Source organism: Streptomyces sp. NPDC023481, from assembly GCF_055560195.1.
Window position 1 is genome coordinate 167,504 of sequence record NZ_JBVHJE010000019.1, and the last position, 23,138, is coordinate 190,641.

At 71.2% G+C, this 23,138-nt stretch carries 22 protein-coding genes and 5 riboswitches; of the genes, 14 read left to right on the top strand and 8 right to left on the bottom strand.

From position 1 onward, the window contains the following. Window positions 1–171 (bottom strand): 50S ribosomal protein L32, encoded by a 171-nt coding sequence (rpmF, locus tag ACZ3ZD_RS31315; RefSeq protein ID WP_467404674.1) that lies wholly within the window; start codon window positions 169–171, stop codon window positions 1–3. A gap of 114 nt (window positions 172–285) precedes the next feature. Here rpmF and ACZ3ZD_RS31320 point away from each other — a divergent pair, with 114 nt between their 5' ends. Then, a complete protein-coding gene (locus ACZ3ZD_RS31320) occupies window positions 286–621 on the top strand; it encodes an ArsR/SmtB family transcription factor (RefSeq protein ID WP_467404677.1) in 336 nt (111 codons plus the stop codon). A gap of 2 nt (window positions 622–623) precedes the next feature. Further along, window positions 624–1,346 (top strand): cation efflux transmembrane domain-containing protein, encoded by a 723-nt coding sequence (locus ACZ3ZD_RS31325; RefSeq protein ID WP_467404681.1) that lies wholly within the window; start codon window positions 624–626, stop codon window positions 1,344–1,346. A 35-nt stretch (window positions 1,347–1,381) separates the two neighbouring features. On the opposite strand, the gene ACZ3ZD_RS31330 is transcribed toward ACZ3ZD_RS31325, so the two are convergent. The 5 genes from ACZ3ZD_RS31330 to ACZ3ZD_RS31350 all read right to left on the bottom strand — a co-directional run bounded on the left by ACZ3ZD_RS31330 (window position 1,382) and on the right by ACZ3ZD_RS31350 (window position 5,555). Continuing rightward, complete coding sequence (locus tag ACZ3ZD_RS31330) at window positions 1,382–1,840, bottom strand: Fur family transcriptional regulator (RefSeq protein WP_467404685.1); 459 nt, start codon at window positions 1,838–1,840, stop codon at window positions 1,382–1,384. A gap of 13 nt (window positions 1,841–1,853) precedes the next feature. Next, entirely contained in the window at window positions 1,854–2,738 is an 885-nt protein-coding gene (locus tag ACZ3ZD_RS31335; protein ID WP_467404688.1) for a metal ABC transporter permease, read from the bottom strand. Continuing rightward, entirely contained in the window at window positions 2,735–3,646 is a 912-nt protein-coding gene (locus ACZ3ZD_RS31340; RefSeq protein ID WP_467404690.1) for a metal ABC transporter permease, read from the bottom strand. The genes ACZ3ZD_RS31335 and ACZ3ZD_RS31340 overlap by 4 nt, the downstream gene beginning before the upstream one ends. Continuing rightward, window positions 3,633–4,463, bottom strand: a complete 831-nt coding sequence (locus ACZ3ZD_RS31345) for a metal ABC transporter ATP-binding protein (protein WP_467404694.1) — start codon at window positions 4,461–4,463, stop codon at window positions 3,633–3,635. Before ACZ3ZD_RS31345 ends, ACZ3ZD_RS31340 begins: the two co-directional genes overlap by 14 nt. Before the next feature lie 120 nt (window positions 4,464–4,583). Continuing rightward, the gene (locus ACZ3ZD_RS31350; RefSeq protein ID WP_467404698.1) at window positions 4,584–5,555 is read right to left on the bottom strand and encodes a metal ABC transporter solute-binding protein, Zn/Mn family; all 972 of its coding nucleotides are present in this window, start codon (window positions 5,553–5,555) and stop codon (window positions 4,584–4,586) included. A 309-nt stretch (window positions 5,556–5,864) separates the two neighbouring features. Then, window positions 5,865–5,935, top strand: a riboswitch (cobalamin riboswitch). 186 nt (window positions 5,936–6,121) lie between these two features. Here ACZ3ZD_RS31350 and ACZ3ZD_RS31355 point away from each other — a divergent pair. After that, a complete protein-coding gene (locus tag ACZ3ZD_RS31355) occupies window positions 6,122–6,610 on the top strand; it encodes a DUF4430 domain-containing protein (protein ID WP_467404702.1) in 489 nt (162 codons plus the stop codon). A 13-nt stretch (window positions 6,611–6,623) separates the two neighbouring features. Here ACZ3ZD_RS31355 and ACZ3ZD_RS31360 read toward each other — a convergent pair whose 3' ends face one another. Together ACZ3ZD_RS31360 and ACZ3ZD_RS31365 are read right to left on the bottom strand one after the other, a co-directional pair. After that, on the bottom strand, window positions 6,624–7,544 hold the full coding sequence (locus ACZ3ZD_RS31360) for a cobalamin-binding protein (protein ID WP_467404706.1): 921 nt from the start codon (window positions 7,542–7,544) through the stop codon (window positions 6,624–6,626). A gap of 40 nt (window positions 7,545–7,584) precedes the next feature. After that, window positions 7,585–8,997 carry a prenyltransferase/squalene oxidase repeat-containing protein gene (locus tag ACZ3ZD_RS31365; RefSeq protein ID WP_467404708.1) on the bottom strand — a complete coding sequence of 471 codons (1,413 nt, stop codon included), beginning with the start codon at window positions 8,995–8,997 and terminating at the stop codon, window positions 7,585–7,587. Window positions 8,998–9,100: 103 nt separating this feature from the next. Continuing rightward, window positions 9,101–9,230, bottom strand: a riboswitch (cobalamin riboswitch). 50 nt (window positions 9,231–9,280) lie between these two features. Next, window positions 9,281–9,414: riboswitch (cobalamin riboswitch) on the top strand. A 196-nt stretch (window positions 9,415–9,610) separates the two neighbouring features. On the opposite strand from ACZ3ZD_RS31365, the gene ACZ3ZD_RS31370 reads away from it, so the two are divergent. From ACZ3ZD_RS31370 to ACZ3ZD_RS31420, 11 genes are all read left to right on the top strand, one after another. Further along, complete coding sequence (locus tag ACZ3ZD_RS31370; RefSeq protein WP_467404771.1) at window positions 9,611–12,298, top strand: prenyltransferase/squalene oxidase repeat-containing protein; 2,688 nt, start codon at window positions 9,611–9,613, stop codon at window positions 12,296–12,298. Further along, window positions 12,295–13,206 (top strand): hypothetical protein, encoded by a 912-nt coding sequence (locus tag ACZ3ZD_RS31375; RefSeq protein ID WP_467404710.1) that lies wholly within the window; start codon window positions 12,295–12,297, stop codon window positions 13,204–13,206. Before ACZ3ZD_RS31370 ends, ACZ3ZD_RS31375 begins: the two co-directional genes overlap by 4 nt. Window positions 13,207–13,226: 20 nt before the next feature. After that, the gene (locus ACZ3ZD_RS31380; RefSeq protein ID WP_467404775.1) at window positions 13,227–14,363 is read left to right on the top strand and encodes an energy-coupling factor transporter transmembrane component T; all 1,137 of its coding nucleotides are present in this window, start codon (window positions 13,227–13,229) and stop codon (window positions 14,361–14,363) included. Continuing rightward, window positions 14,360–16,006 (top strand): ABC transporter ATP-binding protein, encoded by a 1,647-nt coding sequence (locus ACZ3ZD_RS31385; protein WP_467404714.1) that lies wholly within the window; start codon window positions 14,360–14,362, stop codon window positions 16,004–16,006. Before ACZ3ZD_RS31380 ends, ACZ3ZD_RS31385 begins: the two co-directional genes overlap by 4 nt. Further along, window positions 16,003–16,827, top strand: coding sequence for an ECF transporter S component (locus ACZ3ZD_RS31390; protein WP_467404716.1), 825 nt, complete (start codon window positions 16,003–16,005; stop codon window positions 16,825–16,827). Before ACZ3ZD_RS31385 ends, ACZ3ZD_RS31390 begins: the two co-directional genes overlap by 4 nt. A 61-nt stretch (window positions 16,828–16,888) precedes the next feature. Next, window positions 16,889–17,062: riboswitch (cobalamin riboswitch) on the top strand. A 227-nt stretch (window positions 17,063–17,289) separates the two neighbouring features. After that, window positions 17,290–18,813 carry a CoA-acylating methylmalonate-semialdehyde dehydrogenase gene (locus ACZ3ZD_RS31395; RefSeq protein WP_467404721.1) on the top strand — a complete coding sequence of 508 codons (1,524 nt, stop codon included), beginning with the start codon at window positions 17,290–17,292 and terminating at the stop codon, window positions 18,811–18,813. 7 nt (window positions 18,814–18,820) lie between these two features. Then, on the top strand, window positions 18,821–19,969 hold the full coding sequence (locus ACZ3ZD_RS31400) for an acyl-CoA dehydrogenase family protein (RefSeq protein WP_467404724.1): 1,149 nt from the start codon (window positions 18,821–18,823) through the stop codon (window positions 19,967–19,969). Further along, entirely contained in the window at window positions 19,966–21,042 is a 1,077-nt protein-coding gene (locus ACZ3ZD_RS31405; protein ID WP_467404728.1) for an enoyl-CoA hydratase/isomerase family protein, read from the top strand. Before ACZ3ZD_RS31400 ends, ACZ3ZD_RS31405 begins: the two co-directional genes overlap by 4 nt. Then, a complete protein-coding gene (mmsB, locus tag ACZ3ZD_RS31410) occupies window positions 21,039–21,935 on the top strand; it encodes a 3-hydroxyisobutyrate dehydrogenase (RefSeq protein ID WP_467404732.1) in 897 nt (298 codons plus the stop codon). Before ACZ3ZD_RS31405 ends, mmsB begins: the two co-directional genes overlap by 4 nt. Continuing rightward, window positions 21,932–22,723 carry an enoyl-CoA hydratase gene (locus tag ACZ3ZD_RS31415; protein ID WP_467404736.1) on the top strand — a complete coding sequence of 264 codons (792 nt, stop codon included), beginning with the start codon at window positions 21,932–21,934 and terminating at the stop codon, window positions 22,721–22,723. Before mmsB ends, ACZ3ZD_RS31415 begins: the two co-directional genes overlap by 4 nt. A gap of 78 nt (window positions 22,724–22,801) precedes the next feature. Beyond that, window positions 22,802–22,946: riboswitch (cobalamin riboswitch) on the top strand. 36 nt (window positions 22,947–22,982) lie between these two features. Then, window positions 22,983–23,138 (top strand): CbtB domain-containing protein (locus ACZ3ZD_RS31420; RefSeq protein WP_467404779.1); only part of this gene is annotated, 156 nt, incomplete at its 3' end.

Sequence of the window (23,138 nt, forward strand, 5' to 3'; positions counted from 1 at the left end):
TCAGCCCTCGGGGCGCAGCAGACCGCGCTCGTACGCCTTCACCAGGCGCTGCGGTACCAGGTGGGACACTCCGTCGACGGTGATCGGTACGAGTGCCGGCGTGGTCGCCTTCCACTGGGCGCGGCGGTGGCGGGTGTTGCTGCGGGACATCTTCCGCTTGGGAACGGCCATGGGGGTCCTCCTGGTTGGGGGTGGTGAGTAGAGGCTACATGAAAATGAACACCGTTACGAAATGGCTGTAGTTCATGCTTTCGTGAATTCAGGAATCTGTGTATCGTTGACGGGGTGCTGACTGTTGCCTCCGACATCGAGGTCCTGGCCCGGTTCGGCCGGGCGCTCGCCGACCCGATCCGCTGCCGCATCCTGCTCGCCCTGCGGCAAGCACCCGCCTATCCCGCGGACCTCGCCGACGCGCTGGACATCTCGCGCACCAGGCTGTCCAACCACCTCGCCTGCCTGCGCGACTGCGGCCTGGTCGTCACCGTCCCCGACGGCCGCCGCACCCGCTACGAACTCGCCGACGAACGCCTCGGCCACGCGCTCGACGACCTGCGCACCGCCGTGGTCGCCGTCGAGGGCGACCGGACGTGTGCCGACGCCGACGCCGAAGGGTGCTGCTGACCGTGAGCGCAGGGATATCACTGTCCTTCGGCCCCGACCCGGCCAGGCGCGGTGTGCTTGCCCGGCGGATACGGCTCCTGGTCGCCGCGACCATCACCTACAACGCCGTCGAGGCGGCCGTCGCCCTCACGGCCGGGACCCTGGCGTCGTCCACCGCGCTGATCGGTTTCGGCCTCGACTCCGTCATCGAGGTCTCCTCGGCCGCAACCATCGCCTGGCAGTTCTCCGCGCGCGAGCACGCGGTGCGCGAAGCCCGCGAGAAGACCGCGTTGCGGATCATCGCGCTGTCGTTCCTGGCCCTCGCCGCCTACGTCACCGTCGATGCCGTACGGGCCCTGACCGGAACAGGCGAGGCCACGCGCTCCCAGGCCGGGATCGTGCTGGCCGCTCTCTCGCTCGTGGTCATGCCGGTCCTGTCGGCGGCCCAGCGCCGCGCCGGACGGGAACTCGGATCCGCATCGGCCGTGGCCGACTCCAAGCAGACCCTGCTGTGCACCTACCTGTCGGCGGTCCTGCTGGTGGGCCTCCTCGTCAACGCCGTGCTCGGCTGGTCGTGGGCCGATCCGCTCGCTGCTCTGGTCATCGCCGCGGTCGCGGTGAAGGAGGGGCGCGACGCGTGGCGTGGGGAGGGGTGTTGTGCGGTGCCGGCGGCCGTCGTGCCGGGCGCGCCCGGCCGGGAGGCGGATGCCTGCGGCTGTGCTTCGGGGTGCGACTACTGTCCTTGACGGAGGCCATTCCTGAAAGGGAGTGGCGTCGGAGCTCACCGGCGCTCGTCCGCCTCCGGACGTCGGCCGCAGTCCGGGCACACCCCGGACAGCTCCACCGTGTGCCGAACGTTCGCGAAGCCGGAGGTCTGTGCGATGGTGTCGGCCCAGTCCTCCACCGGGCCTGAGTCGACGGGCCGGCTCAGACCGCATTCGGTGCAGATGAGGTAGTGGCGGTGTTCGGGGCCGGGGCGGTAGCGGAAGAGGCGTTCACCGCTGGTGTCGCGCACCATGTCGGCCCGGCCGGCGGAGGCCAGGGCGGTGAGCGTGCGGTAGACCGTGGAGAGGCCGACCGGTGAGCCGGCGGCGGCGAGCTGGTTGTGGAGGGCTTGGGCGCCGACGAAGCCGTCGGCCCGGATGAGTGCCTCGACCACGGTGGTGCGTTGCTGGGTGAGGCGGCCGATCAGCGTGACGTCGTGCGACGGGGTGGGGGTGCGCCGGCGGTCGGGTGCCATCGAGTGCCTTCGCTCATGTGCCGGTGGGGACGGCGGTCCGCGTAAGAGGATCAGCCGTACGAGGTTCGGAGGCGGGCCGTCGTATCAGGAACGTCGCGGCGTAAACGGCCGTGGCGGCGGCCATGATGGCGAAGCTCGGCGGCATCTTCGGCACCGAGTACGAGGCGAACAGCCCCGCCCACATCTCCAGCACCGCCAGGCCGGCGGAGAGGGCGAGTGCCCGGTAGGGGCGGTCGGTGAGGCGGATCGCGGCGCCCGCCGGGGCGGCGAGCAGGCCGAGCAGGAGCAGGGAGCCGACCGCTTGGGTGGCCTCGGCGGCGCTGATTCCGGCCAGAGCGAGGAAGCCGTACCCGAGCAGGCGGACCGGTACTCCACGGGCGGCGGCCACGGCCTCGTCGAGCGTGGCGAACAGCAGCGGTCGGGCCATGAGGACCACCAGCAGGCCGACCCCGGCCGCCACCAGAGCGGCGACGACTGCGCTACTGGAGGAGATGCCGAAGATGGAGCCGAACAGCACACTCACGCCGGCGGTGCCGTTCGTGGTGCTGCGCGAGGTGGTGTAGAGCGTGATGAAGAAGGCGCCCAGGCCCAGGATCCAGGAGAAGACGCTCCCGATGACCACGTCGTCGGGCCGGGCCTTGCGGCCGAGGGTGCCGAAGAGCAGCGCCATGGCGATGGTGGCGGCGAACAGCCCGAGGCGAAGGTCGGCACCGAAGGCGAGGGCGGCCATCGCACCGGTGAAGGCGACGTGGCTGAGCGCGTCGCCGGTGAAGACCTGTGCCCGCAGCACCAGGAAGTAGCCGACCAGTCCGCAGGCCGCGGCGATGGCGGTACCGGCGAGGAAGGCGTGCAGGAAGAAGGGGTGGGACAGCGGGGAGGTGGCGAGCAGGACGGTCATGCGATCACCTCCTTGGCAGCGGGCGTGGCCCCGGCCCGGGTGCGACCGAGTACCTCGCGCAGCGAGCGCCGGCCCAGCGCGAGCAGGTATCCGGCGAAGGCGATCGTCGTCACGAAGAAGCCCAAAGGGTAGGGCGAGTAGTAGGCGGCGGTCAGCCCCAGCCAGGTCGCGGCGAAGGCCAGCAGGACGGCCAGGGCAACACTCAACGCCGGACGGGCGGTGAGGACTTGAGCGGTGGCGGCCGGGATCACCATGAGGGCGAAGACCAGGAGGGTCCCGGTGATCTGACTCGCCTCGGCGGTGGCCGCACCGAGCAGGACGAGGAAGACCACCGACAGGGCGCGCACCGGCACCCCGCGCCCGGCGGCGACCCGCGGATCGACGGAGGCGAACAGCAGTGGCCGCCCGATCAGCGCCAGCACCGCGAGCACCACCGCACCGACCACCGTCAACACCGTCACCTGGGAGGAGGTGATCCCCAGGAAGGTGCCGAAGAGGATGGTCTGCGGGCCTTCCAGCAGCCCTCTGTACAGGGCGGTGAACAGGAACCCGGACGCGAGCAGGAACGCCTGCACGGTCCCGGTCAGCGCGGATTCCTCGTGCTCACCGCCGCCCCGCAGGGCGGCTATGACCAGTGCAGAGGCCACGCACAGGGTGAAGTAGCCGTAGACCGCGCTGAACCCGAGCAGGAGCGCCCCGGCGGCGCCGGGGAAGGCGACGGCGGAGACGGTGTGCGCGGCGAACGTCTGCCGCCGCAGCACCACGAACCACCCCACGACCGCGGAGACCACGGCCACGACCGCACCCGCGCGGAACGCGTTGACCATGAACGGGTACGACCACATCTCCTGGAAGTCGGCCAGGAGGTTCCACGACCAGACGGGTGCCGCCGTCTCAGCGAGCGTCATGACCGCTCCCCGGGGTCTCGTGCCGGTCGGTGTGCACCGCGGGCGGCTCCGGTTGGCCCACGACCACCAGCCGGCCGTCCGAGGTCCGCAGCACCTCGACCGGTGTGCCGTACAGCCGGGTCAGCGTTTCCGAGGTGATGACCTCGGTCGGTGTACCCGCGGCGGCGCCGCCCTCGGCCAGGTACACCACCCGGTCCAGGTGGTGGAGTATCGGGTTCACGTCATGGGCGACCATGACCACCGAGACGCCTTCCTCGTGGCAGATGCGCCCGATCAGCGCGGCGACCGCGCTCTGGTTGGGCAGGTCGAGGCTGTCCAGCGGCTCGTCGAGCAGGAGCTGTTCGGGCCTACGGACCAGTGCCTGGGCGATCAGCAGCCGCTGCTGCTCGCCGCCGGAGCACTGCCCGATGGGCCGGTGTGCGTACACCGACGCCCCGACCAGTTCGATCACCTCATCCACTCGCGCACGGGCGGCCCGCCGACGCTCGCTCGGGAACGGCAGCGGCACCCCCCACCGGTCGCCGTCCAGGCCCATGCGCACCACATCGACACCGCGGATGCGCAGGTGGGCGTCGAAGCTTCGCCGCTGCGGCAGATAGCCGATGCGGTCGTTGGCCTGCCCGGGCCGGGCGCCGAGCACTCGGACCTCGCCGGCCGCCGCGGGCAGGACGCCGAGCAGCACCTTGATCATGGTGGACTTGCCGACGCCGTTGGGGCCGAGCACCGCGGTGAACTCGCCAACCCCGATGCGAAGGTCCACGCCCGACCACAACGTCCGGCCGCCGACCCGCACGGCGGCCCCGCGCAGGGCGACCACTGGATCGCTTCCTGCTCCTGTGGCCGTGTCGTGACCCCCGCTTCGGCGGCCGGGGACGAGGTGGCCGCTGGTGTGTGTGACGGCTTCGCGGGCCTTCGCTATCGGGTTCATGGCTCTGGTTCACTTCCCGGTGGCCTTGGCCAGGGCCTGCTCGATGCCCTGCAGCTGGGTGGTCTGCCACTGCTGGAAGGAGGCCCCGGCGGGGGTGAGGGTCTCGGTCACCGTGGCGACCGGGATGCCCTGCGCCTTGGCCTCCTTGACCTGCGCCTGCACGTCCGGCGTGGAGTTCTGCGAGTTGTAGACGTAGACCTTGATCTTCTTGTTCTTGATCTGCTGGTCGATGGTGGCCTTGTCCCTGGCCGTGGGGTCGGAGCCCTCGCTCATCGCGTCCAGGAACGTCTCCGGGGTGAGCATCTTCAGCCCCAGGCCCTGGGCGAGCGGCGTGACGATGGACTCGGAAGCACCGATCGGCGTGCCCGCGTACTTCGCCTTGATGTCGGCGATGACCTTGTTGTAGCCGGCGAGCGTCTTCGTCTCGAAGGTCTTCTTCCGCTGGTCGAAGTAGGAGGCGTCGGCAGGGTCGATCTTCTTGTAGTCGGTGGTGATCTTCTCGATGACCTGGCGGACGTCGTCCGGGGAGTACCAGCGGTGCGGGTTGCCGCCCGGCTCGATGCCGACCAGGTCGCCGACCTTGAGCTGGGTTCGCCCGCGGCCGGGATTCGCGGCCAGGAGCTTGTCGGCCCAGGCGTCGTAGCCGATGCCATTGACGATCGTGTACTGGGCGCCGGCCACGCTGCGTGCGTCGGCGGCGGTCGGCTCGTAGTCGTGGGGGTCCGCGTCCGGGTTGTTGATGATGTTGGTCACCTTCACGTGGCCGCCGCCGATCTGGGAGGCGATGCTGCCCCAGAAGTTCTCCGCCGCCACGACCTGGATCGTCTGGCCGGAGCCGCTGCCGGTCGCGGCGGTGTCGCCGGTGTGCGAGGGGGAGGTCGAGCAGGCGGTCGCCGTCACGGCCGTCAGGGCGGCCGTCGCGGTGACCAGTGCGATCCTCGCGGTCGGTCGGGGGGAACGGCGGGCGAGGGCGGTGGACATGCGGGAGCTCCTTCGGGCGATACCGGGCGCGCGGCGCACACGCGCCGGCCGTGTGGCGACACCTTCGACGCTAGGTGGAAATGATTTTCAGATCAATGCCAGATGAAAACCGTTGCCATCTCTTGACCGTGCGTGCGGCTGCCCGGGGCGGGCGCGCGGGTCCGCGCGGGGCGCGGGCCGGCGGATTGTCGCGAAGTCTGACTGAGGTTCGTCAAATCCCCATAGACTGGGCACAGTTCGACCGCGCACAGGACGGTGATCCGTGTGCGCCCGAGCTGTCGGCACGACAACCGCATAGGCGCGTGACTGGGGGAAGCCGGTGGGAGACCGGCGCTGACCTGCAACCGTGTGCGGCCGCGTGGCCGTGAGTCGGGGTACCCGGCGCGTGCCGTGAACCGCTTCTCACTGTCATGGTCTGCAGCAAGGAGCCGAGAGCCTCGTTCGGGTCACACCCTGGCCCGGTGCGTCCAGTCGTCGTACCGCACGGCGACGGGGCCGCCTCCGCAGGTGCCGGTCCGCTCCTACGGCGATGGGCTGCGGGCCACCCCGTCAGGAAGGCTCGAGCCTTGCACCGTACATCCGCACGCCGCACCGTGATCGCCTCAACCGTCCTCGGAATCGCCCTCGCCTCCGCGCCGGCCGTCGCGCACGCCGACAGCACGCAGGGCACGAACGCTCCCGTCAAGGTGACCCTGACCGTGCAGGGACCGGACGGTCTGCTGTTCAAGGGGAAGATCAGAACCCGCGGTCATGCGGTCACCACCGCGACCGGCGGTACGCACAGATGTGACGGCACCAACGGCGGCGCCAACCCGTCCGCCGTGCCGACGCCGACGGCGGCCCTCGACGACGCCGCGCGTAAGCGGCACTTCAGCTGGGACGGCACCTGGTACGCGTCGTTCGACGACTACTCGGTCGACACGATCAAGAACGTGAGTGGTGGAGGCAGCGCCTACTGGAACATCTCGGTCAACGGCACGTCCACCCCGGTGGGCGGCTGCCAGTTCAAGCTGAACGCCGGCGACCAGGTGGCGTTCACCTGGACGGCGTTCTGACTCCTGCCCGTCGTCACCGGTCGGGGAACAGCAGCGCTTCGGCCGGTGTGACCGGTTCTCCGGTGCGGGCGCCGTGCAGCACCTGGGCGAGTACTTCGGCCCCGCGTACCACCCGTGGCCCCGGGCGGTTGAAGTAGGCGGGGCCGTCCAGCACCCACACGCGGCCGGACCGAACCGCGGGCAGTTCCGGCCAGCCCGGCAGATCTCTGAGCAACTCCGCTTCGCGCACAGTGCGGTCAGGTGGAAAGCCACACGGCAGGACCAGGACGACGTCCGGCTGTGCGGCGCGTACCGCATCCCAGGTCATCGGCTTCGTGTGCTCGCCGGGCGTGGCGAGAAGAGGTTGGCCTCCGGCGGTGCCGATCTGCTCGGGCACCCAGTGTCCGGCGGGCCACAACGGGTCGAGCCACTCGATCGCCACCACCCGGGGCCGGACGCGTCCCGCGACCGCCGCGCGGACCCGGTCCAGGCGGCCCAGCAGGGCTGCCCGTCGGTGCTCGGCGCGCTCCCGCACGCCGAGCAGTTCGCCCACGCCGACCAGGCAGTCCAGGACATCGTCGAGCGTGCGCGGCTCCAGGCTGAGGACCCGGGTGTCGGCGTCGAGCAGCCGCACCGCCCGGCTGACCTTTTCGTAGGACACGGCGCACACGTCGCACAGGTCCTGGGTGAGGATCACGTCGGGGCGCAGGGCCGCGAGAGCCTCCGTGTCGAGCGTGTACAGCGACGAGCCCGAGTGCGCCGAGCCGCCGACGGCGTCGGAGATCTCCCTGCTGGTGAGTGCGTCCTGATCCAGATCCGCTCCGGTCACGACGGGTACCGAGGCCACCTCGTGCGGAGGCCAGTCGCACTCGTGGGTACGGCCGACCAGCCGGTCCGACAGTCCGAGCTCGGCGACGATGTCGGTCGCGGCGGGCAGCAGGGAGACGATGCGCATGCCTCGACTGTAGGTCCCGCCACGGCCGACAGCGCTGGTGTCAGGCGCCCCAGCGCAACGAGACCGTGTCGCCGACACCGAGGACCGTGCCCCGCGTGGCGGAAGTGAACGCCGAGCCGTCGATGCTGACCTTCCACGTGTTCGATCCGCTGTTGGCCTTGCCGTTGACGGCGGTGATCGTGGCGGTGCCGGAGGACGGGGTGACGCTCGTGACGCAGCCGGACGGCGTGGCGGCGCTCGCTGCCGCGTCGAGGAGGGCGCCCAGCGTGGTCGTCGAGCCGGTCGGGGTGAGGGCCACGGAGCACACCTTCAGGTTTCCCGCGCCGTCGTCCACCGTGAGTCCCAGCTTCGTGGCCGTACCGGCGGTGAGGGAGGACTGGCTCACCCACTGGGGCGCACCCGGCGTCGTGGGAACCGGCGGGGTGGCCGTGAAGCCGCCGCCGGCCACGGCCCGGAGTCCGTCGATGGACGCGTACGCCGCCGGTGAGGTGTCGGACGGCAGGTACTTGAAGCCGCCGCCCGGGTTGAACTGCTGGGCGATCAGGAAGTCCACCGGTGTCCTGCCCATGGAGGTGAGGAAGTCACCGGTCTGCGGGTTGATGCCGCAGGCGTTCAGGCCGGACACCGCCCAGCCGTTGGAGTCGGTGTTGACGCCGAACATGGCGTTGAAGGCGCCGCTGTTCGGCACGAGCTTGCTCTTCAGGAACGCCTTGGCCTGTACGACGTCCGTGTCCGTGTTCGGCACGCCCGACACGCACAGGGCGGCCATCGCCGCCCCTGTCATGTCGATGTCGCTCGCGGCGGAGAGCTGGCTGGGGTTGCCCTCGGCCTTGCTGTAGTTCCAGCCGCCGTCGTTGTGCTGGTTGGCCCGGATGCGGGTGACGACCGCATCGCGCAGGGCCTGCGGGATGCGTGCCTGCCCGGACTGGGTCTTCGCACCGTTCAGGGCGAGTGCCGCGAAGACGGTGCCGTTGAAGTTGGCGGACGGGCCGATGTAGCCGGGTTCGGCGGTCTGCCAGTAGCCGTAGATGTCGGCGATCAGGTTGCGGGACGCGGAGACGCGGGAGGGGTCGATGCCCGCGGCGTAGGCGTTCAGCGTGGCGCGTTCGTAGTCTGTGACCACGGGGGAGGTGGAGGGCCAGCCGGCGGTGGAGAGCAGGTTGCGGTAGACGGTTCTCGCGTTCTTGCTCGGGTCGCCGCCGGGCGTCACGTCCACGGCGGCGGTTCCGGCCGAGGCGAACGCGCTGAAGGCCCACTCGTTGGACAGGCCGGAGCCGGCGTACGAACCGTCCGCCGCTTGCAGCGACTTGAGGTAGGTGACGCCGTTCGTCTTCGACGTGGCGATCTGCGCGGGTGTGGAGGTGGCCGCGGCGGGCAGCGTGGTGAGGGCGAAGGCGCCGAGCGCGGCGGCCGTGGCGAGGGCGGGACGGCGGTAGGACAGCGAACGGGGCATGGCCTGCTCCTTGGACGGAGGACGCCGGCCGGACCCGGTGCGGGGCCGACGGTGGCCTGCGGAGCAGCGGGCGTGGCCGCCGTCCGGAACGCGTGGACCGGCTTCCAAAGGTGCTTCACCGCTTGGGCATTCGGGCTCGGGCCGGTCCCTGCCGTCCCACACCGCTGCGCGTCAGCCCCGGATTCCCACCGGGTTCCCCCACTCGGCAGTGGGACGGTATCGGACGCGTGACCGAGCCGCCAGTGTTCACCTCGGCCGGCCGGTGGACCACCTTGACGGTGTCTGTGAGACGTGTTCAAATCCCGCTGATACGCAACAAGTTCCAGGGGAAGCCGGTCGAAGTCCGGCGCTGACCCGCAACCGTGGGCCCGGTACCGCCGGGCGAGCCGGAATGCCTGGGGCGTGTTCAACAGCAACAGACGCCGTCGTGGACTACGGCGTGGTGCGACCAGCTTCCGGCTGCGGGGAACTCCTCGTCCGACGGAGGCCCTCTGCCACGTCCGCGCCCGCGTCGGGCAGGCGCGAGGGGGCCGTGGTGCGGACGGGGAAGCGAAGAAACGGGAGAATCGGGGGCGCGCGAGGCACGGCACTCGTGTCCGCCCTGTTCATCCTGATGGCGGCCTGCGTGACGTTCTTCGCGACGGCACCTGCCGCCGCCGAGGGTGTCGGTGACTGCACCTCGGCCAAGGGTGCCGTCGTCGCCGTCGACTTCGGGGCGTTCGGCGGCGAAGTGGAGCGCGGTTGCGACACCACGCCCACCACGGGCTACGACCTGCTGCACGACGCCGGCTTCACCACCACCGGCACCCAGCACGACGGCCCCGCATTCATCTGCCGCATCGGTTACGGCGCTTTCCACTCCGGCACGCAGTACCCGACCCCGGACAAGGAGTCCTGCGTTCTGACCCCGCAGGCGACGGCGTACTGGTCGTACTGGACCGCGTCACCCGGCCAGGACGAGTGGACCTACAGCCAGTACGGCGCAAAGGACCGCAAACTCAAGGACGGCGACGTCGACGCCTGGGTCTACGGCGGCACGGACGTCGGCGGCACGACGGGCAAGCCCGCCTTCACCCCCGACGACGTACGCGCCGGCGCCACCCACACACCCGACCCGGGCGGAACGCCCACCGGCGCCCCCGGCACGGTCGACCTGACCGCTGCCGCAGCATGGCTCAAGGGCCGCCTGACCGACGGCGAGCGCATCGTCGACGACGGAGCAACCACACCGAACTACGCGCTGACCGCCGACACCGCCTACGCTCTCGCCGCGGTGGACGGCGAGAGCGCCACGCTCGACAAGGTCACCGGCTTCCTCGCCGCCCACGTCGGCGACTTCGGCTACCCGAACGGCGCCGACCAGGCGCCGGACGCCACCGCCGTCGCCCGCCTCGCCCTCCTCGCCGAGGTCACCGAACGCGATCCGCGTGCTCTCGGCGGGCGCGACCTCATCGACGTCCTCACGAAGAACGTGTGCGCGGCGGGCCCCGAATCCGGCGACGCGCACCCGGGCTGCACCGCCGAGGGCGACTTCCGGTCCGCGTCCTACACCGAGGGCCAGGCCCTGTCCGTCCTGGCCCTCCTGCGCGCCGGGGTGGCACCCCCGGCCACGACCGTCGACCGTCTCACGCAACTCCAGTGCAAGGACGGCGGCATCACCAGCATCCTCATCCGCGCCGGCGAGTACTGCGACGGTGACCCCGCCACCACCGGCTTGGTCGCCCTGGTGCTGCACAAGGCCGGAGGCCACGACGACGCCGTCACCCACGCTCGCACCTACCTGACCAAGACCCAGCGAGCGGACGGCGCCTTCCCCGGCTATACCGGATCCTCCTCCGGCAGCGTGACCGCGACGGCATACGCCGCGCAGGCCCTGCGCGCTCTCGGTGACACCGAACGCGCGGACGCGGCCGTCGGCTGGCTGTCCCGGCACCAGCTCAAGGGCGGCGGCTTCGGCTTCGAGGAGACCGACACCGACCCGGCCCTCTACGCGACTCCGCCCGCCGTCCTCGCCGGTGCGGGAACGAGCCTGGTCACCCTCACGACGAAGAAGCCCGTGCCTCCGTCCGAGCCGCCGACCACGCCCAGCGGCTCACCGAGTGCTCCTACGGGCGTGGGACCGGATCTGAAGAAGGGTGTCGCCTACCTCACCAGGGCGGCCAACCTCAAGCGGGGCCAGTACTACACCGCCGGTACCGGTTCGGCCCGCGCCGATTTCGGCCTCACCATCGACGGCGCCTATGCCCTCGCCGCCACGGGCCTGGACAACGCCAGGCTGCGCGGCATCGTCGACTTCCTCGACCACCGCGGCAAGGACGGCGAGGGCCGCACCGTCGACGACTGGACCGGCATCGGCACGCCGTACGCTGCGGGCGGCTCTCTCGGGAAGACCGCGCTGCTCGCCGAGGCCGTCGGCCGCGACCCGCGTCACTTCGCGGGGCACGACCTGATCGCCGCGCTCGCGAAGGCCGTCTGCACCAAGCCGAGCACGGGCCCCGACCGCTCCTGCGCCGCCGAGGGCGCCTACCGGTACGCGCCCTCGGTCTTCGCCCAGTCCCTGGCCGTGATGGCGCAGCTGCGTGCCGGTGAGAAGGCGGCGGCCAAGCAGCCGATCACCTACCTCGAGAGCCTCCAGCAGCCCAGCGGCGCCTGGCCGAGTCTGATTCCGTCCACCATGGACTCCGACGTGGACTCCACCGCCATCGCCGCCATGACGCTCGACCTGGCGGGCGGGGCCAAGGCGGACAAGGCCGTGGACAAGGCGCTGACCTGGATCGCGTCCAGGCAGCTGGCCGACGGCGGCTTCCCCGGCGCCGCGGGTGACTCGGTGAACTCCGCCGCCCTCGCCGTGCAGGCGCTCTCCCTGGACGCCGGCGAGTACACCTCGAAGATCACCAAGGCACGCAGGTTCCTCGCCTCCCAGCAGAACACCGACGGTGGCTTCAACGTCGCCAAGGGCGGTCAGCGCGGCTCCGACCTGCGCGCCTCCACCCAGGCCGTCGGCGGCGCCACCGGCATCTCGTTCGGCAGGCTGAAGCGCAGCCTCACCGGCACGTCACCACAGCCCACACCTACACCCACAGCCATGCCCAGCAGCAGTGGCCCGGACATCGTCACCACGGGTGAGTCCGGTGGCGGCGACGGTGGGACGACCGCGAACGGGGGTGGCGGGGGCGGTGTCCTCGCTTCCACCGGTGCCCAGGCCGGTGCCCTCGCCGCGATCGCCGCCCTGCTGGTGCTCGCCGGCCGGCGCACGGTGATCGTCGCCCGCCGTCGCACGGACACCGGGAGCGGACGATGAACCGCATCGGTCTCCTTCGCGTGCTCGCCGTACTCGGCCTGACGGCCGGGACGGTCGCGGCGACCGCCACCCGGGCGGCCGCCGACCCGCAGCCCATGGGCCGCTGCACCACCACCTCCGGCGTCGTCCTCGCCGTGGACTTCAGCCACTGGGGCGGCCCGATCCTGCGCTCCTGCGGCACCACACCGACGACGGGGTACGAGCTGCTCAACCAGGGTGGCTGGAGGACCGTCGGCACCGGTCACGACGGCCCGGCTTTCGTCTGCAGGATCGGATACAGCGGCTACAAGAGCGGTCAGCAGTACCCGACGCCCGCCCAGGACGACTGCGTGCTCACCCCGCCGGCCTCCGCGTACTGGTCGTACTGGCACGCGGATCCCGGAGCCAGGGACTGGAGCTACAGCCAGCTGGGCGCCATGCTCTACAAGCCCAGGCCCGGCAGCGTCGACCTGTGGGTCTTCGGCGGTACGAACATCCAGGGCACCGAAGGCCGCCCGAAGGTCACGCCGGACCAGTTGCGCGCCCACAACACCAGGCCGCAGGGTGACGCGGGCAGGCCCGGATCGACCCACAGGGCGCCGTCCCTGCCACCGGACGTCGACACCGGCCCGGTTCCCGTACGGCAGACGACGACACCCTCCGAGCCGCGCTCACCCGAACCCGAGAAGCCGAGGCCCGGCAAGTCGCCGAGCCCGTCGCCGTCGCCCACTGCCACCACGAGCAGCCCGGCGCCCACCGCGTCGAGCCCGGCTACCGGTAGCGGTACCCGGGTCGTGAATGCCGAGCCTGCCGCCGATGCCAGGCGCGACTCGGGCTCGCTCGTACCGGTCGCCACCGGCGCCGGGCTCGTGGTCCTGATCGGCGGCGCCGCCGGCTACGTGGCACACCGGCGTCGTCGTACCGAGTGACCGCGGTGGCCCGAACGACCATGGAGGTGTCGCCGGCCGTCACGGTGTCCGACGGCGGCGGCCGTCGCCTCCCGCGCACGCTGCATCCCGCCGCCTGGTGGGTGTGGGCCCTCGCCCTGGCCACCGCCGTCAGCCGTACCGACAACCCGCTGCTGCTGGTCCTGGTGCTCGCCGTCCTCGGCTACGTCGTCACGGCCCGGCGCACCGAGGCACCGTGGGCGCGGGGCTTCAAGTACTACCTCTACCTCGCCCTGACGGTCGTGGCGATCCGCGTCGTCTTCCGCGCCGTGTTCGCCACCGGCGTCACCCCGCACGACCACTTCCTGTTCTCCCTGCCGCACATACCCACTCCCGACTGGTACGCGGGTATCAGGATCGGCGGCCCGGTGTCGCTGGAGGCGCTGCTGTCCTCGGCCACCGACGGGCTGCGGCTGGCCTGCATGATGTGCTGCATCGGTGCCGCCAACACCCTCGCCAACCCCAAGCGTGCCCTGCGGGTGCTGCCCGGCGCTCTGTACGAACTCGGAGTGGCGGTCACCGTCGCGATCAGTGTGGCGCCGCAGCTCGTGCAGAGCGTGCAACGCGTCGGCCGCGCCAAGAAGCTGCGCGCGGCACGGACACACGGGATGAAGGCGCTGCGCGGCATCGTCGTACCCGTCCTGGAAGACGCGCTCGAACGCTCCCTGCGGCTGGCGGCCGCCATGGACGCGCGCGGCTACGGCCGGGCGGGCACCGCCACCCGGCGCTCCCGCCGCGTCACGGGTGCCCTGATGCTGCTGGGCATGTGCGGGCTGTGCGCGGGGGCGTACGGGCTGCTCGACGCCTCGGCGCCGGCGCTCCTGGGGCTGCCGGCGATGGCCGTCGGAGCCGTCCTGTGCGTCGCGGGCCTGCGACTCGGCGGCCGGCGCGTCACCCGCACCGTGTACCGGCCCGATCCCTGGAGCCTGCCCGAGTGGGCCGTCGTCGGCAGCGGAGTGTTGTCCGCGATCCTGCTCTTCAGCAACCTCGGCTACGACCCGGCCCAGCTCAACCCCACCTACTACCCGCTGACCTGGCCGGAGCTTCCCCTCGTCCCGACCGCGGCGGTCCTCCTCGCCGGAACGGCCGGTTTCCTCGCCCCTCCGCCCAGCCCCGCCCAGAGAGCCGGTACACCGTGATCACCTTCGACCAGGTCACCGTCCAGTACGAGGACGCGGCCGAGCCCGCCCTGCGCGACGTCGATCTCACGGTGGAGGAAGGCGAGCTGTGCCTCGTCGTCGGGCACACCGGCGTCGGCAAGTCCACGCTCCTCGGTGCCGTCAACGGGCTGGTGCCGCACTTCACCGGCGGCACCCTGTACGGCCGCGTCACCGTCGACGGCCGTGACACCGCCGAGAACCCCCCGCGTGAACTCGCCGACGTCGTCGGCGTCGTCGGCCAGGACCCGGCCGACGGCTTCGTCACCGACACGGTGGAGGAGGAACTGGCCTACGCGATGGAGCAGTTGGCCGTTCCAGCCACGACCATGCGCAAGCGTGTGGAGGAGACCCTCGACCTGCTCGGCCTCGCCGACCTGCGCCACCGGGCGCTGCACGAACTGTCCGGCGGCCAGCAGCAGCGCGTCGCCATCGGCTCGGTCCTCACCGCCCACCCGCGCGTCCTTGTCCTGGACGAACCCACGTCCGCCCTCGACCCCACCGCGGCCGAGGAGGTCCTCGCCGCCGTCACCCGGCTCGTCCACGACCTCGGCGTCACCGTCCTGATGGCCGAGCACCGCCTCGAACGCGTCGTCCAGTACGCGGACCGCGTCATCCACCTGCCCGGCGACGGCCGCGCCCGCATCGGCACCCCCGCCGAGATCCTGCGGACGTCCACGATCGCGCCACCGATCGTCGAACTCGGCCGGACCGCGAAGTGGTCACCGCTGCCGCTGTCCGTCCGTGACGCCCGCCGCGCCGCCGCACCACTGCGGGCCACGCTCGCCGACCGTGCGCCCGTACCCGTGCGGTCCCCGCTGACGGACGGCGAACGGACACGGCTGCTGAGCGCGCGCGGCATCACGGTCGCCTACCGGGGTGTCGCCGCCGTTCGCGAAGTCGACCTCGACCTGCACGCGGGTGAGGTCACCGCGCTGATGGGCCGCAACGGCTCCGGAAAATCCTCCCTTCTGTGGGCCCTGCAGGGCTCCGGACCGCGCCGGGCGGGAAGCGTGCGGGTGACCGGCGACACCGGCGGTACGGACCCTCACTCGGTACCGCCGGCCCAGGCCCGTCGGCTCGTCGGGCTGGTTCCGCAGACCCCGGCCGACCTGCTCTACCTGGAGAGCGTCAAACAGGAACTCGACCAGGCCGACGCCGAGTCGGGTACCGAGTCGAAGGCGCGCGCCCTCCTCGACCGGCTCGCGCCGGGCATCGACGACGCCATCCATCCCCGAGATCTCTCCGAGGGGCAGAAACTCGCGCTGGTCCTCGCCATCCAGCTCTCGGCCGCGCCCCGGGTCGTCCTGCTCGACGAACCGACCCGGGGTCTGGACTACCAGGCCAAGACGGCACTGATCGGCATCGTGGACGCCCTCGCGGCGGAAGGCCGTACGGTCGTCGTCTCCACGCACGACGTCGAATTCGTCGCCCGTGCCGCAGACCGCGTCGTGGTGATGGCCGAGGGCGATGTCGTCGCCGACGGCCCGACCACGGACGTCATCGTCTCCTCGCCGACCTTCGCCCCGCAGACGGCGAAGATCCTCTCCCCGCTGCCGTTCCTGACGGTGCACCAAGTGGCACACGAGCTCGCCACCCACTGTGACGAGGGAGCACGCCCATGAAACCACGCACCGGCGCCGCCATCCGGCTGACCCCACGCGTCGGCGTGGTCATGGGACTGGCCGCCCTCCTCGGACTGGTCGCCTTCTTCTGGCCGTTCGTGGTCGCGCCGGGCACGTTCGGCTCGAACTACGCGCCCCCGCTGATCTTCGGCGTCCTGCTGGTGCTCGTCCTGTGCGTGGTCCTCTCGGAGATCGCCGAGGGCGGCATCGACTCCAAGGCGCTCGCCATGCTGGGCGTACTCTCCGCCGTGAACGCCGCCCTGCGCCCGCTCGGCGCCGGAACGGCGGGCATCGAGACCGTCTTCTTCGTCCTGGTCCTGGCGGGGCGGGTCTACGGCCCCGGCTTCGGTTTCGTCCTCGGCTGCACGTCGCTGTTCGCCTCCGCCCTGATCACCGGGGGAGTGGGGCCGTGGATGCCGTACCAGATGTTCGGCTGCGCCTTCGTGGGGATGCTCGCCGGGTTCCTGCCCAGGGCGAGCGGCCGGCGCGAGGTGCTGATGCTGGCCATGTACGGCTCGCTGTCCGGCTACCTCTTCGGCTTCCTGCTCAACCTCTCCTTCTGGCCGTTCTCCCTGGACCCCAACAGCTCCATCGCCTACCTCCCGGGCCTGCCCTTCACCGAGCAGTGGCACCGTTACGTCGCGTTCGACCTGGCCACCTCGCTGGGCTGGGACACCGGCCGGGCGGTCACCAACTTCGTGTGCCTGCTGCTGGCCGGACCCGCCGTCCTGACCACCTTCCGGCGCGCCGCCCGCAAGGCCCGCTTCCGGGCGCCGGTGCGCTTCGCGGCCCCCCGGACGGCCGCATCCGAGCCCCGCTGACCTCGAACACCACCGGAACCCGGGCTACGGGGGTGGATTTACTAGGACGTCCAACTATATATTCGAGGGGTAGGCCCGCGGTGCAGGGAAGCCGGTGTGATTCCGGCACGGTCCCGCCACTGTGACCGGGGAGTACGCCGTCGAGCAGGACGCCACTGACGAGCTGGATGTCGGGAAGGCGGACGGCGCGCGCTGATCCGGGAGTCAGGATACCGGCCGCGGGATGTTCCGTGTTGTCCACGAGGATGGAGCTGACACGCATGGCACCGCTGCGTATTCACGATCCCGGCGGACTCGGCCGCCGGCGTCACTCACGCCGCATTCCCGTCGTCACCGCCTGACGGTTCGCCCGCCATACGCGTTCTCGCGCTGCCCCCGCACACACGTGCACGCCACCGCGTCCCTGTGTGCCGGTTCGGCGCGCCATCCCGGATCACCCGCACCTGACGAGAGCAGGCACCCATGATCCGTCCGAACGACTCCGCCAACGTACGTGAGTTGACCCACTTCATCGATGGCAGGCACACCCCGGGAACCTCGGGGAACCACGGCGACGTGTACGACCCCAACACCGGCGAGGTCCAGGCACGCGTGCCGCTGGCCGACCGGGCCGAGACCGAGGCGGCGATCAGCGTCGCCGCCGAGGCACAGCGGGAGTGGGGCGGGTGGAACCCGCAGCGCCGCGCCCGCGTCCTGCTGCGCTTCCTGCACCTCGTCGAACAGGAGAAGGACGCGCTCGCCCGGCTGTTGTCGTCCGAGCACGGGAAGACCATCGCCGATGCCCACGGTGACATCCAGCGCGGTCTGGAGGTCGTGGAGTTCGCCGCGGGCATCCCGCATCTGCTCAAGGGCGAGTTCACCGACAACGCCGGCACCGGCATCGACGTGCACTCCCTGCGCGCCCCGCTCGGAGTCGCCGCCGGCATCACACCGTTCAACTTCCCGGCGATGATTCCCCTCTGGAAGGCCGCGCCCGCCCTGGCCTGCGGCAACGCCTTCATCCTCAAGCCTTCGGAGCGCGACCCCTCCGTCCCCCTCAGGCTGGCGGAACTGTTCCTGGAGGCGGGCCTGCCGGCCGGCGTCCTCAACGTCGTCAACGGCGCCAGGGAAGCGGTCGACACCCTCCTGGAAGATCCCCGCGTCGCCGCCCTCGGCTTCGTCGGTTCCACACCCGTCGCCGCGCACGTCTACGCGACCGCCGCGGCCCACGGCAAGCGTGCCCAGTGCTTCGGCGGCGCCAAGAACCACATGATCGTGATGCCGGACGCCGATCTCGACCAGGCGGTGGACGCCCTGATCGGCGCCGGGTACGGCTCTGCGGGCGAGCGCTGCATGGCCGTCTCCGTGGCCGTCCCCGTGGGCGAGGACACCGCCGACGCGCTGGTGGCCCGGCTGAAGGAGCGCATCGGCGCGCTGCGCATCGGCCGCAGCGACGACCCCCAGGCCGACTTCGGCCCGCTGGTCGGCAGGGACGCCGTCGACAGAGTCCGCGAGTACATCGACCTCGGTGTCGCAGAGGGCGCCGAACTCGTCGTGGACGGCCGGGGCTTCGTGCTTCCCGGTCACGAGAAGGGCTTCTTCGCGGGGGCGTCGCTGTTCGACCGGGTCACCCCGGCGATGCGCATCTACCAGGAGGAGATCTTCGGGCCCGTGCTGTCGGTCGTGCGCGCCGCCGACTACGAGGAGGCCCTGCGCCTGCCCAGCGAGCACGCCTACGGAAACGGCGTCGCCCTCTTCACCCGCGACGGGGACACGGCCCGGGACTTCACCCGGCGTGTGAACACCGGCATGGTCGGCGTCAACGTGCCCATCCCGGTGCCGGTCGCCTACCACACCTTCGGCGGCTGGAAGCGGTCCGGATTCGGCGACCTGAACCAGCACGGCCCGGACTCGATCCGCTTCTACACCCGCACCAAGACCGTCACCTCCCGCTGGCCGGCCGGGCTGCGCGAGGGCGCGAGCTTCACGATCCCCACGATGGGCTGAGTGCCGTATGACCACCACCTGGCTCACCGAGGACCAGCAGGCCCTCGTCGAGACCACCCTCGACTTCGCCCAGGACCACCTGGCACCGCACGCCCTGGACTGGGACCGCGACAAGCACTTCCCCGTCGATGTGCTGCGCAAGGCGGCCGGGCTCGGACTCGGCGGCGTCTACGTCCGCGAGGAGTCCGGCGGTTCCGGCCTCACCCGCACCGACGGCGTGCTCGTCTTCGAGACCCTCGCCTCCGGCTGCCCGTCCATCGCCGGGTACCTCTCCATCCACAACATGGTCGCCTGGATGATCGACCGCTACGGCGACGACCCCCAGCGCGACCGGTGGCTGCCCCGTATCTGCGCCATGGACGACCTCGCCAGCTACTGCCTGACCGAACCGGGCGCCGGTTCCGACGCGGCAGCGCTGACCACCAGGGCCGTCCGCGACGGCGACCACTACGTCCTGACCGGCGTCAAGCAGTTCATCTCCGGCGCGGGCGCCTCCCAGGTGTACGTCGTGATGGCCCGTACCGGAGGCGCCGGCCCTGACGGCGTCTCGGCCTTCCTCGTCGACAAGGACGACCCCGGGCTCACCTTCGGCCCCGACGAACGGAAGATGGGCTGGAACGCCCAGCCGACCCGCCAGGTCGTCCTGGACGGCGTACGACTGCCCGCCGGCCGGCTCCTGGGCCGCGAGGGCGAGGGCTTCCGCATCGCCATGAACGGCCTGAACGGCGGCCGCCTCGGCATCGCCGCCTGCTCGCTCGGCGGCGCCCGCAGCGCCCTCGACCGCAGTCTCGCCCACCTCGCCGACCGGGAGGCGTTCGGCGCACGGCTCCTCGACGCCCAGGCGCTGCGCTTCCGCCTCGCCGACATGGCCACCGAGCTGGCCGCCGCCCGTGCCCTGGTCCAGCAGGCCGCGGGAGCCCTCGACCGAGGCGACCCACAGGCACCGTACCTGTGCGCCATGGCGAAGCGGTTCGCCACCGACACCGGGTACTCGGTCGCCGACCGCGCACTCCAGCTGCACGGGGGCTACGGCTACCTCAGCGAGTACGGCATCGAGAAGATCGTCCGCGACCTGCGCGTCCACCAGATCCTGGAAGGAACCAACGAGATCATGCGCGTCATCGTGGCCCGCGGCCTGACGGAGGTATGCGGATGACCGCCACCGACGAACCCGTCCTGTTCCACACCACCGGCCGGGCCGCCCACATCACCCTGAACCGGCCCAAGGCCCTCAACGCCCTCAGCCACGAGATGGTCCGCCGCATCGACGACGCGCTCGGCAACTGGGAGCGCGACCCGGCCGTGGAGACCGTCGTCCTCACCGGTGCCGGGGAGCGGGGCCTGTGCGCGGGCGGCGACATCCGCAGCATCCACGACGACGCCCGCAACGGTGACGGCTCCGCCTCGGCCGCTTTCTGGCGCGACGAGTACCGCCTCAACGCCCGGATCGCCCACTACCCGAAGTCGTACGTGGCCGTCATGGACGGCATCGTCATGGGCGGCGGGGTCGGCCTTTCCGCGCACGGCAGCGTCCGGATCGTCACCGAACGCTCGCGGATCGCCATGCCGGAGACCGGGATCGGCTTCGTCCCGGACGTCGGCGGCACCTACCTGCTCGGGTTGGCGCCGGGTGAACTGGGCACGCACCTGGCGCTGACCGGCGCACAGATCGGTGCGGGAGACGCTCTGCTCTGCGGGCTCGCCGACCACTTCGTGCCGTCCGCGGCACTGAGGGGATTCATCGACGACCTCGCCGAGATGCCTGTGCACGACGCACTCGCCCGCCATGTACAGCCGCCCCCCGAGGACGAGTTGGGCAGCCGACGGGCGTGGATCGACTCCTGCTACGCCGCTGACACGGTCGAGGAGATCGTCGACCGGTTGCTCGCCGACGGCGGCCGGGACGCCAAGGAAGCAGCCGAAACCCTCCTGGCCAAGTCCCCCACCGCCCTCAAGGTCACCCTCGCCGCCCTGTCCCGCGCCCGGCGCCTCGGCCCGCTGGAGCGAGTCCTCGACCAGGAGTACCGCGTCTCCTGCGCCGCTCTCCGGCATCCCGACCTCGTGGAGGGCATCCGCGCCCAGGTCATCGACAAGGACCGCGACCCGCACTGGTCGCCGGCCACCCTGGTCGAGGTGACCGAAGCCGACGTCGAACGCTTCTTCGCCCCGCTCGGCGAGCAGGAACTCGGACTCGCCGGACCCGACGCCGCCACGGAGGTGGCCTGGTGAGCCGTACCGTCGCATTCATCGGCCTCGGGCACATGGGCGCCCCCATGGCCGCCAATCTGGTCAAGGCGGGCCACCGTGTCCGCGGCCATGACCTGGTGCCAGACGCTCTGGACGGCGCCACGCGGACGGGGGTGGAACCCGCGCCGTCGGCGGTCGACGCGGTCGCCGACGCCGAAATGGTCATCACCATGCTTCCCATGGGCAGCCACGTCCTGGACCTCTACGACACTGTCCTGACGGCGGCCCGGCCGGGCACTCTCTTCGTCGACTGCTCCACCATCGACGTCGCCGACGCCCGCACCGCCCATGAGCGTGCGGCGGCCGCCGGAATGCGGGCCCTGGACGCACCGGTTTCCGGCGGGGTGGTCGGAGCCGAAGCGGCCACGCTCACCTTCATGGTCGGCGGGGGAGAGGCGGAGTTCGCCGAGGCGCGGCCGCTGCTGGAAGCCATGGGTAAGAAGGCTGTCCACTGCGGCGGCGCCGGTGCCGGGCAGGCTGCCAAGATCTGCAACAACATGATCCTCGGCGTCTCCATGATCGCCGTAAGCGAGGCGTTCGTCCTCGCCGAGAGCCTCGGCCTGTCCCACCAGGCCCTTTACGACGTGGCCTCCACGGCATCCGGGCAGTGCTGGGCGCTCAGCGTCAACTGTCCCGTCCCCGGGCCCGTGCCGACCAGCCCGGCCAACCGGGACTACCGTCCGGGATTCGCCGCCTCTTTGATGGCCAAGGACCTCGGGCTCGCGGCCAACGCGGTCAAGGCGGGCGGAGTGCATGCGGAACTTGGTCTGCGAGCCGCGGAGTTGTATGCCGCCTATGCAGAGCGAGCCGGTGCCGTGGAGGACTTCTCCGGCATCGTGCGCACCATCAGGAACCAGAGCGGAGAACAGGCGTGACTGCGGAACCGGCCGTCGAGTACGAGACGATCCTTGTCGAGCGGAAGGGCCGTACTGCCCTGCTGACTCTCAACCGTCCCAAGGCCCTGAACGCGCTGAACCTTCAGGTGATGAACGAGGTGGTGGCCGCCACCGAGGCCCTCGACCGGGACCCGGAGTGCGGCTGCATCGTGATCACTGGTTCGGCGAAGGCGTTCGCGGCCGGCGCCGACATCAAGGAGATGCAGCCACAGGGATACATGGACATGTACCTGGCCGACTGGTTCGCCGCCTGGGACCGCCTCGGACAACTGCGTACGCCCACCGTGGCCGCCGTCGCGGGATACGCCCTGGGAGGAGGCTGCGAGCTCGCCATGCTCTGCGACATTTTGCTCGCCGCCGACACGGCCGTCTTCGGCCAACCCGAGATCAAGCTGGGGGTGATCCCCGGCATCGGCGGCTCCCAGCGCCTGACCCGTGCCGTCGGCAAGGCCAAGGCCATGGAGCTGTGCCTGACCGGGCGCACCATGGACGCGACCGAAGCCGAGCGAGCCGGACTGGTCTCCCGCGTCATCCCTGCCGACGACCTGCTCGGCGAAGCCCTGGCCGTCGCCGAGGCGGTCGCCGGCATGTCACTGCCGGTCGCGATGATGGCGAAGGAAGCGGTCGGGCGGGCCTTCGAGACCACACTCACGGAAGGTGTCCGCTTCGAACGCCGTCTGTTCCACGCCGTGTTCGCGACCGCCGACCAGAAGGAAGGCATGGGGGCGTTCATCGGCAAACGACCACCGGTATTCCGTCACCGCTGAACCCCGAAGCCCGTCCCCGTACCGTCCGTCCGGTGGGAGAGGAAGATCACGCCGGGCGGACGCGGTCTTGGCCAGGCCCGTGACTCGCGGTACGGTCTGTCCGATATCGACGACGGCGAGACGGAAGCCGGTGGGAATCCGGCACGGTCGCGCCACTGTGTGCGAAACGCCCCGACACGGGCGGTTCGTGAGTCAGACCCGTGGCCGTCGTCCTGTGCACCACCGAGATGGGACGCGAACTCCCAGAGGAGGTACTGCCATGGCGCAGTCCGTCGCCCAGCCGACAGTCACCACCCCCGCCGTGCCCGCCAAGCTGCCGGTGAAGGCGATAGCCCCCTGGGCCGTCTTCTTCGGCATCCTCATGCTCGTCCTGCTGTACTTCGTCGGCGCCGAGCAGGGCGCCACCTCCGTCTTC

What these genes read in the sequence shown, in the direction of transcription:
- ACZ3ZD_RS31380 (WP_467404775.1), top strand. Translation starts at nt 13,227, where the DNA reads ATGGAGGTGTCGCCGGCCGTCACGGTGTCCGACGGCGGCGGCCGTCGC.
- ACZ3ZD_RS31360 (WP_467404706.1), bottom strand. Translation starts at nt 7,544, where the DNA reads ATGCGCATCGTCTCCCTGCTGCCCGCCGCGACCGACATCGTCGCCGAG.
- ACZ3ZD_RS31365 (WP_467404708.1), bottom strand. Translation starts at nt 8,997, where the DNA reads ATGCCCCGTTCGCTGTCCTACCGCCGTCCCGCCCTCGCCACGGCCGCC.
- ACZ3ZD_RS31330 (WP_467404685.1), bottom strand. Translation starts at nt 1,840, where the DNA reads ATGGCACCCGACCGCCGGCGCACCCCCACCCCGTCGCACGACGTCACG.
- rpmF (WP_467404674.1), bottom strand. Translation starts at nt 171, where the DNA reads ATGGCCGTTCCCAAGCGGAAGATGTCCCGCAGCAACACCCGCCACCGC.
- ACZ3ZD_RS31350 (WP_467404698.1), bottom strand. Translation starts at nt 5,555, where the DNA reads ATGTCCACCGCCCTCGCCCGCCGTTCCCCCCGACCGACCGCGAGGATC.
- ACZ3ZD_RS31395 (WP_467404721.1), top strand. Translation starts at nt 17,290, where the DNA reads ATGATCCGTCCGAACGACTCCGCCAACGTACGTGAGTTGACCCACTTC.
- ACZ3ZD_RS31335 (WP_467404688.1), bottom strand. Translation starts at nt 2,738, where the DNA reads ATGACCGTCCTGCTCGCCACCTCCCCGCTGTCCCACCCCTTCTTCCTG.
- ACZ3ZD_RS31405 (WP_467404728.1), top strand. Translation starts at nt 19,966, where the DNA reads ATGACCGCCACCGACGAACCCGTCCTGTTCCACACCACCGGCCGGGCC.
- ACZ3ZD_RS31400 (WP_467404724.1), top strand. Translation starts at nt 18,821, where the DNA reads ATGACCACCACCTGGCTCACCGAGGACCAGCAGGCCCTCGTCGAGACC.
- ACZ3ZD_RS31375 (WP_467404710.1), top strand. Translation starts at nt 12,295, where the DNA reads ATGAACCGCATCGGTCTCCTTCGCGTGCTCGCCGTACTCGGCCTGACG.
- ACZ3ZD_RS31370 (WP_467404771.1), top strand. Translation starts at nt 9,611, where the DNA reads ATGGCGGCCTGCGTGACGTTCTTCGCGACGGCACCTGCCGCCGCCGAG.
- ACZ3ZD_RS31390 (WP_467404716.1), top strand. Translation starts at nt 16,003, where the DNA reads ATGAAACCACGCACCGGCGCCGCCATCCGGCTGACCCCACGCGTCGGC.
- ACZ3ZD_RS31340 (WP_467404690.1), bottom strand. Translation starts at nt 3,646, where the DNA reads ATGACGCTCGCTGAGACGGCGGCACCCGTCTGGTCGTGGAACCTCCTG.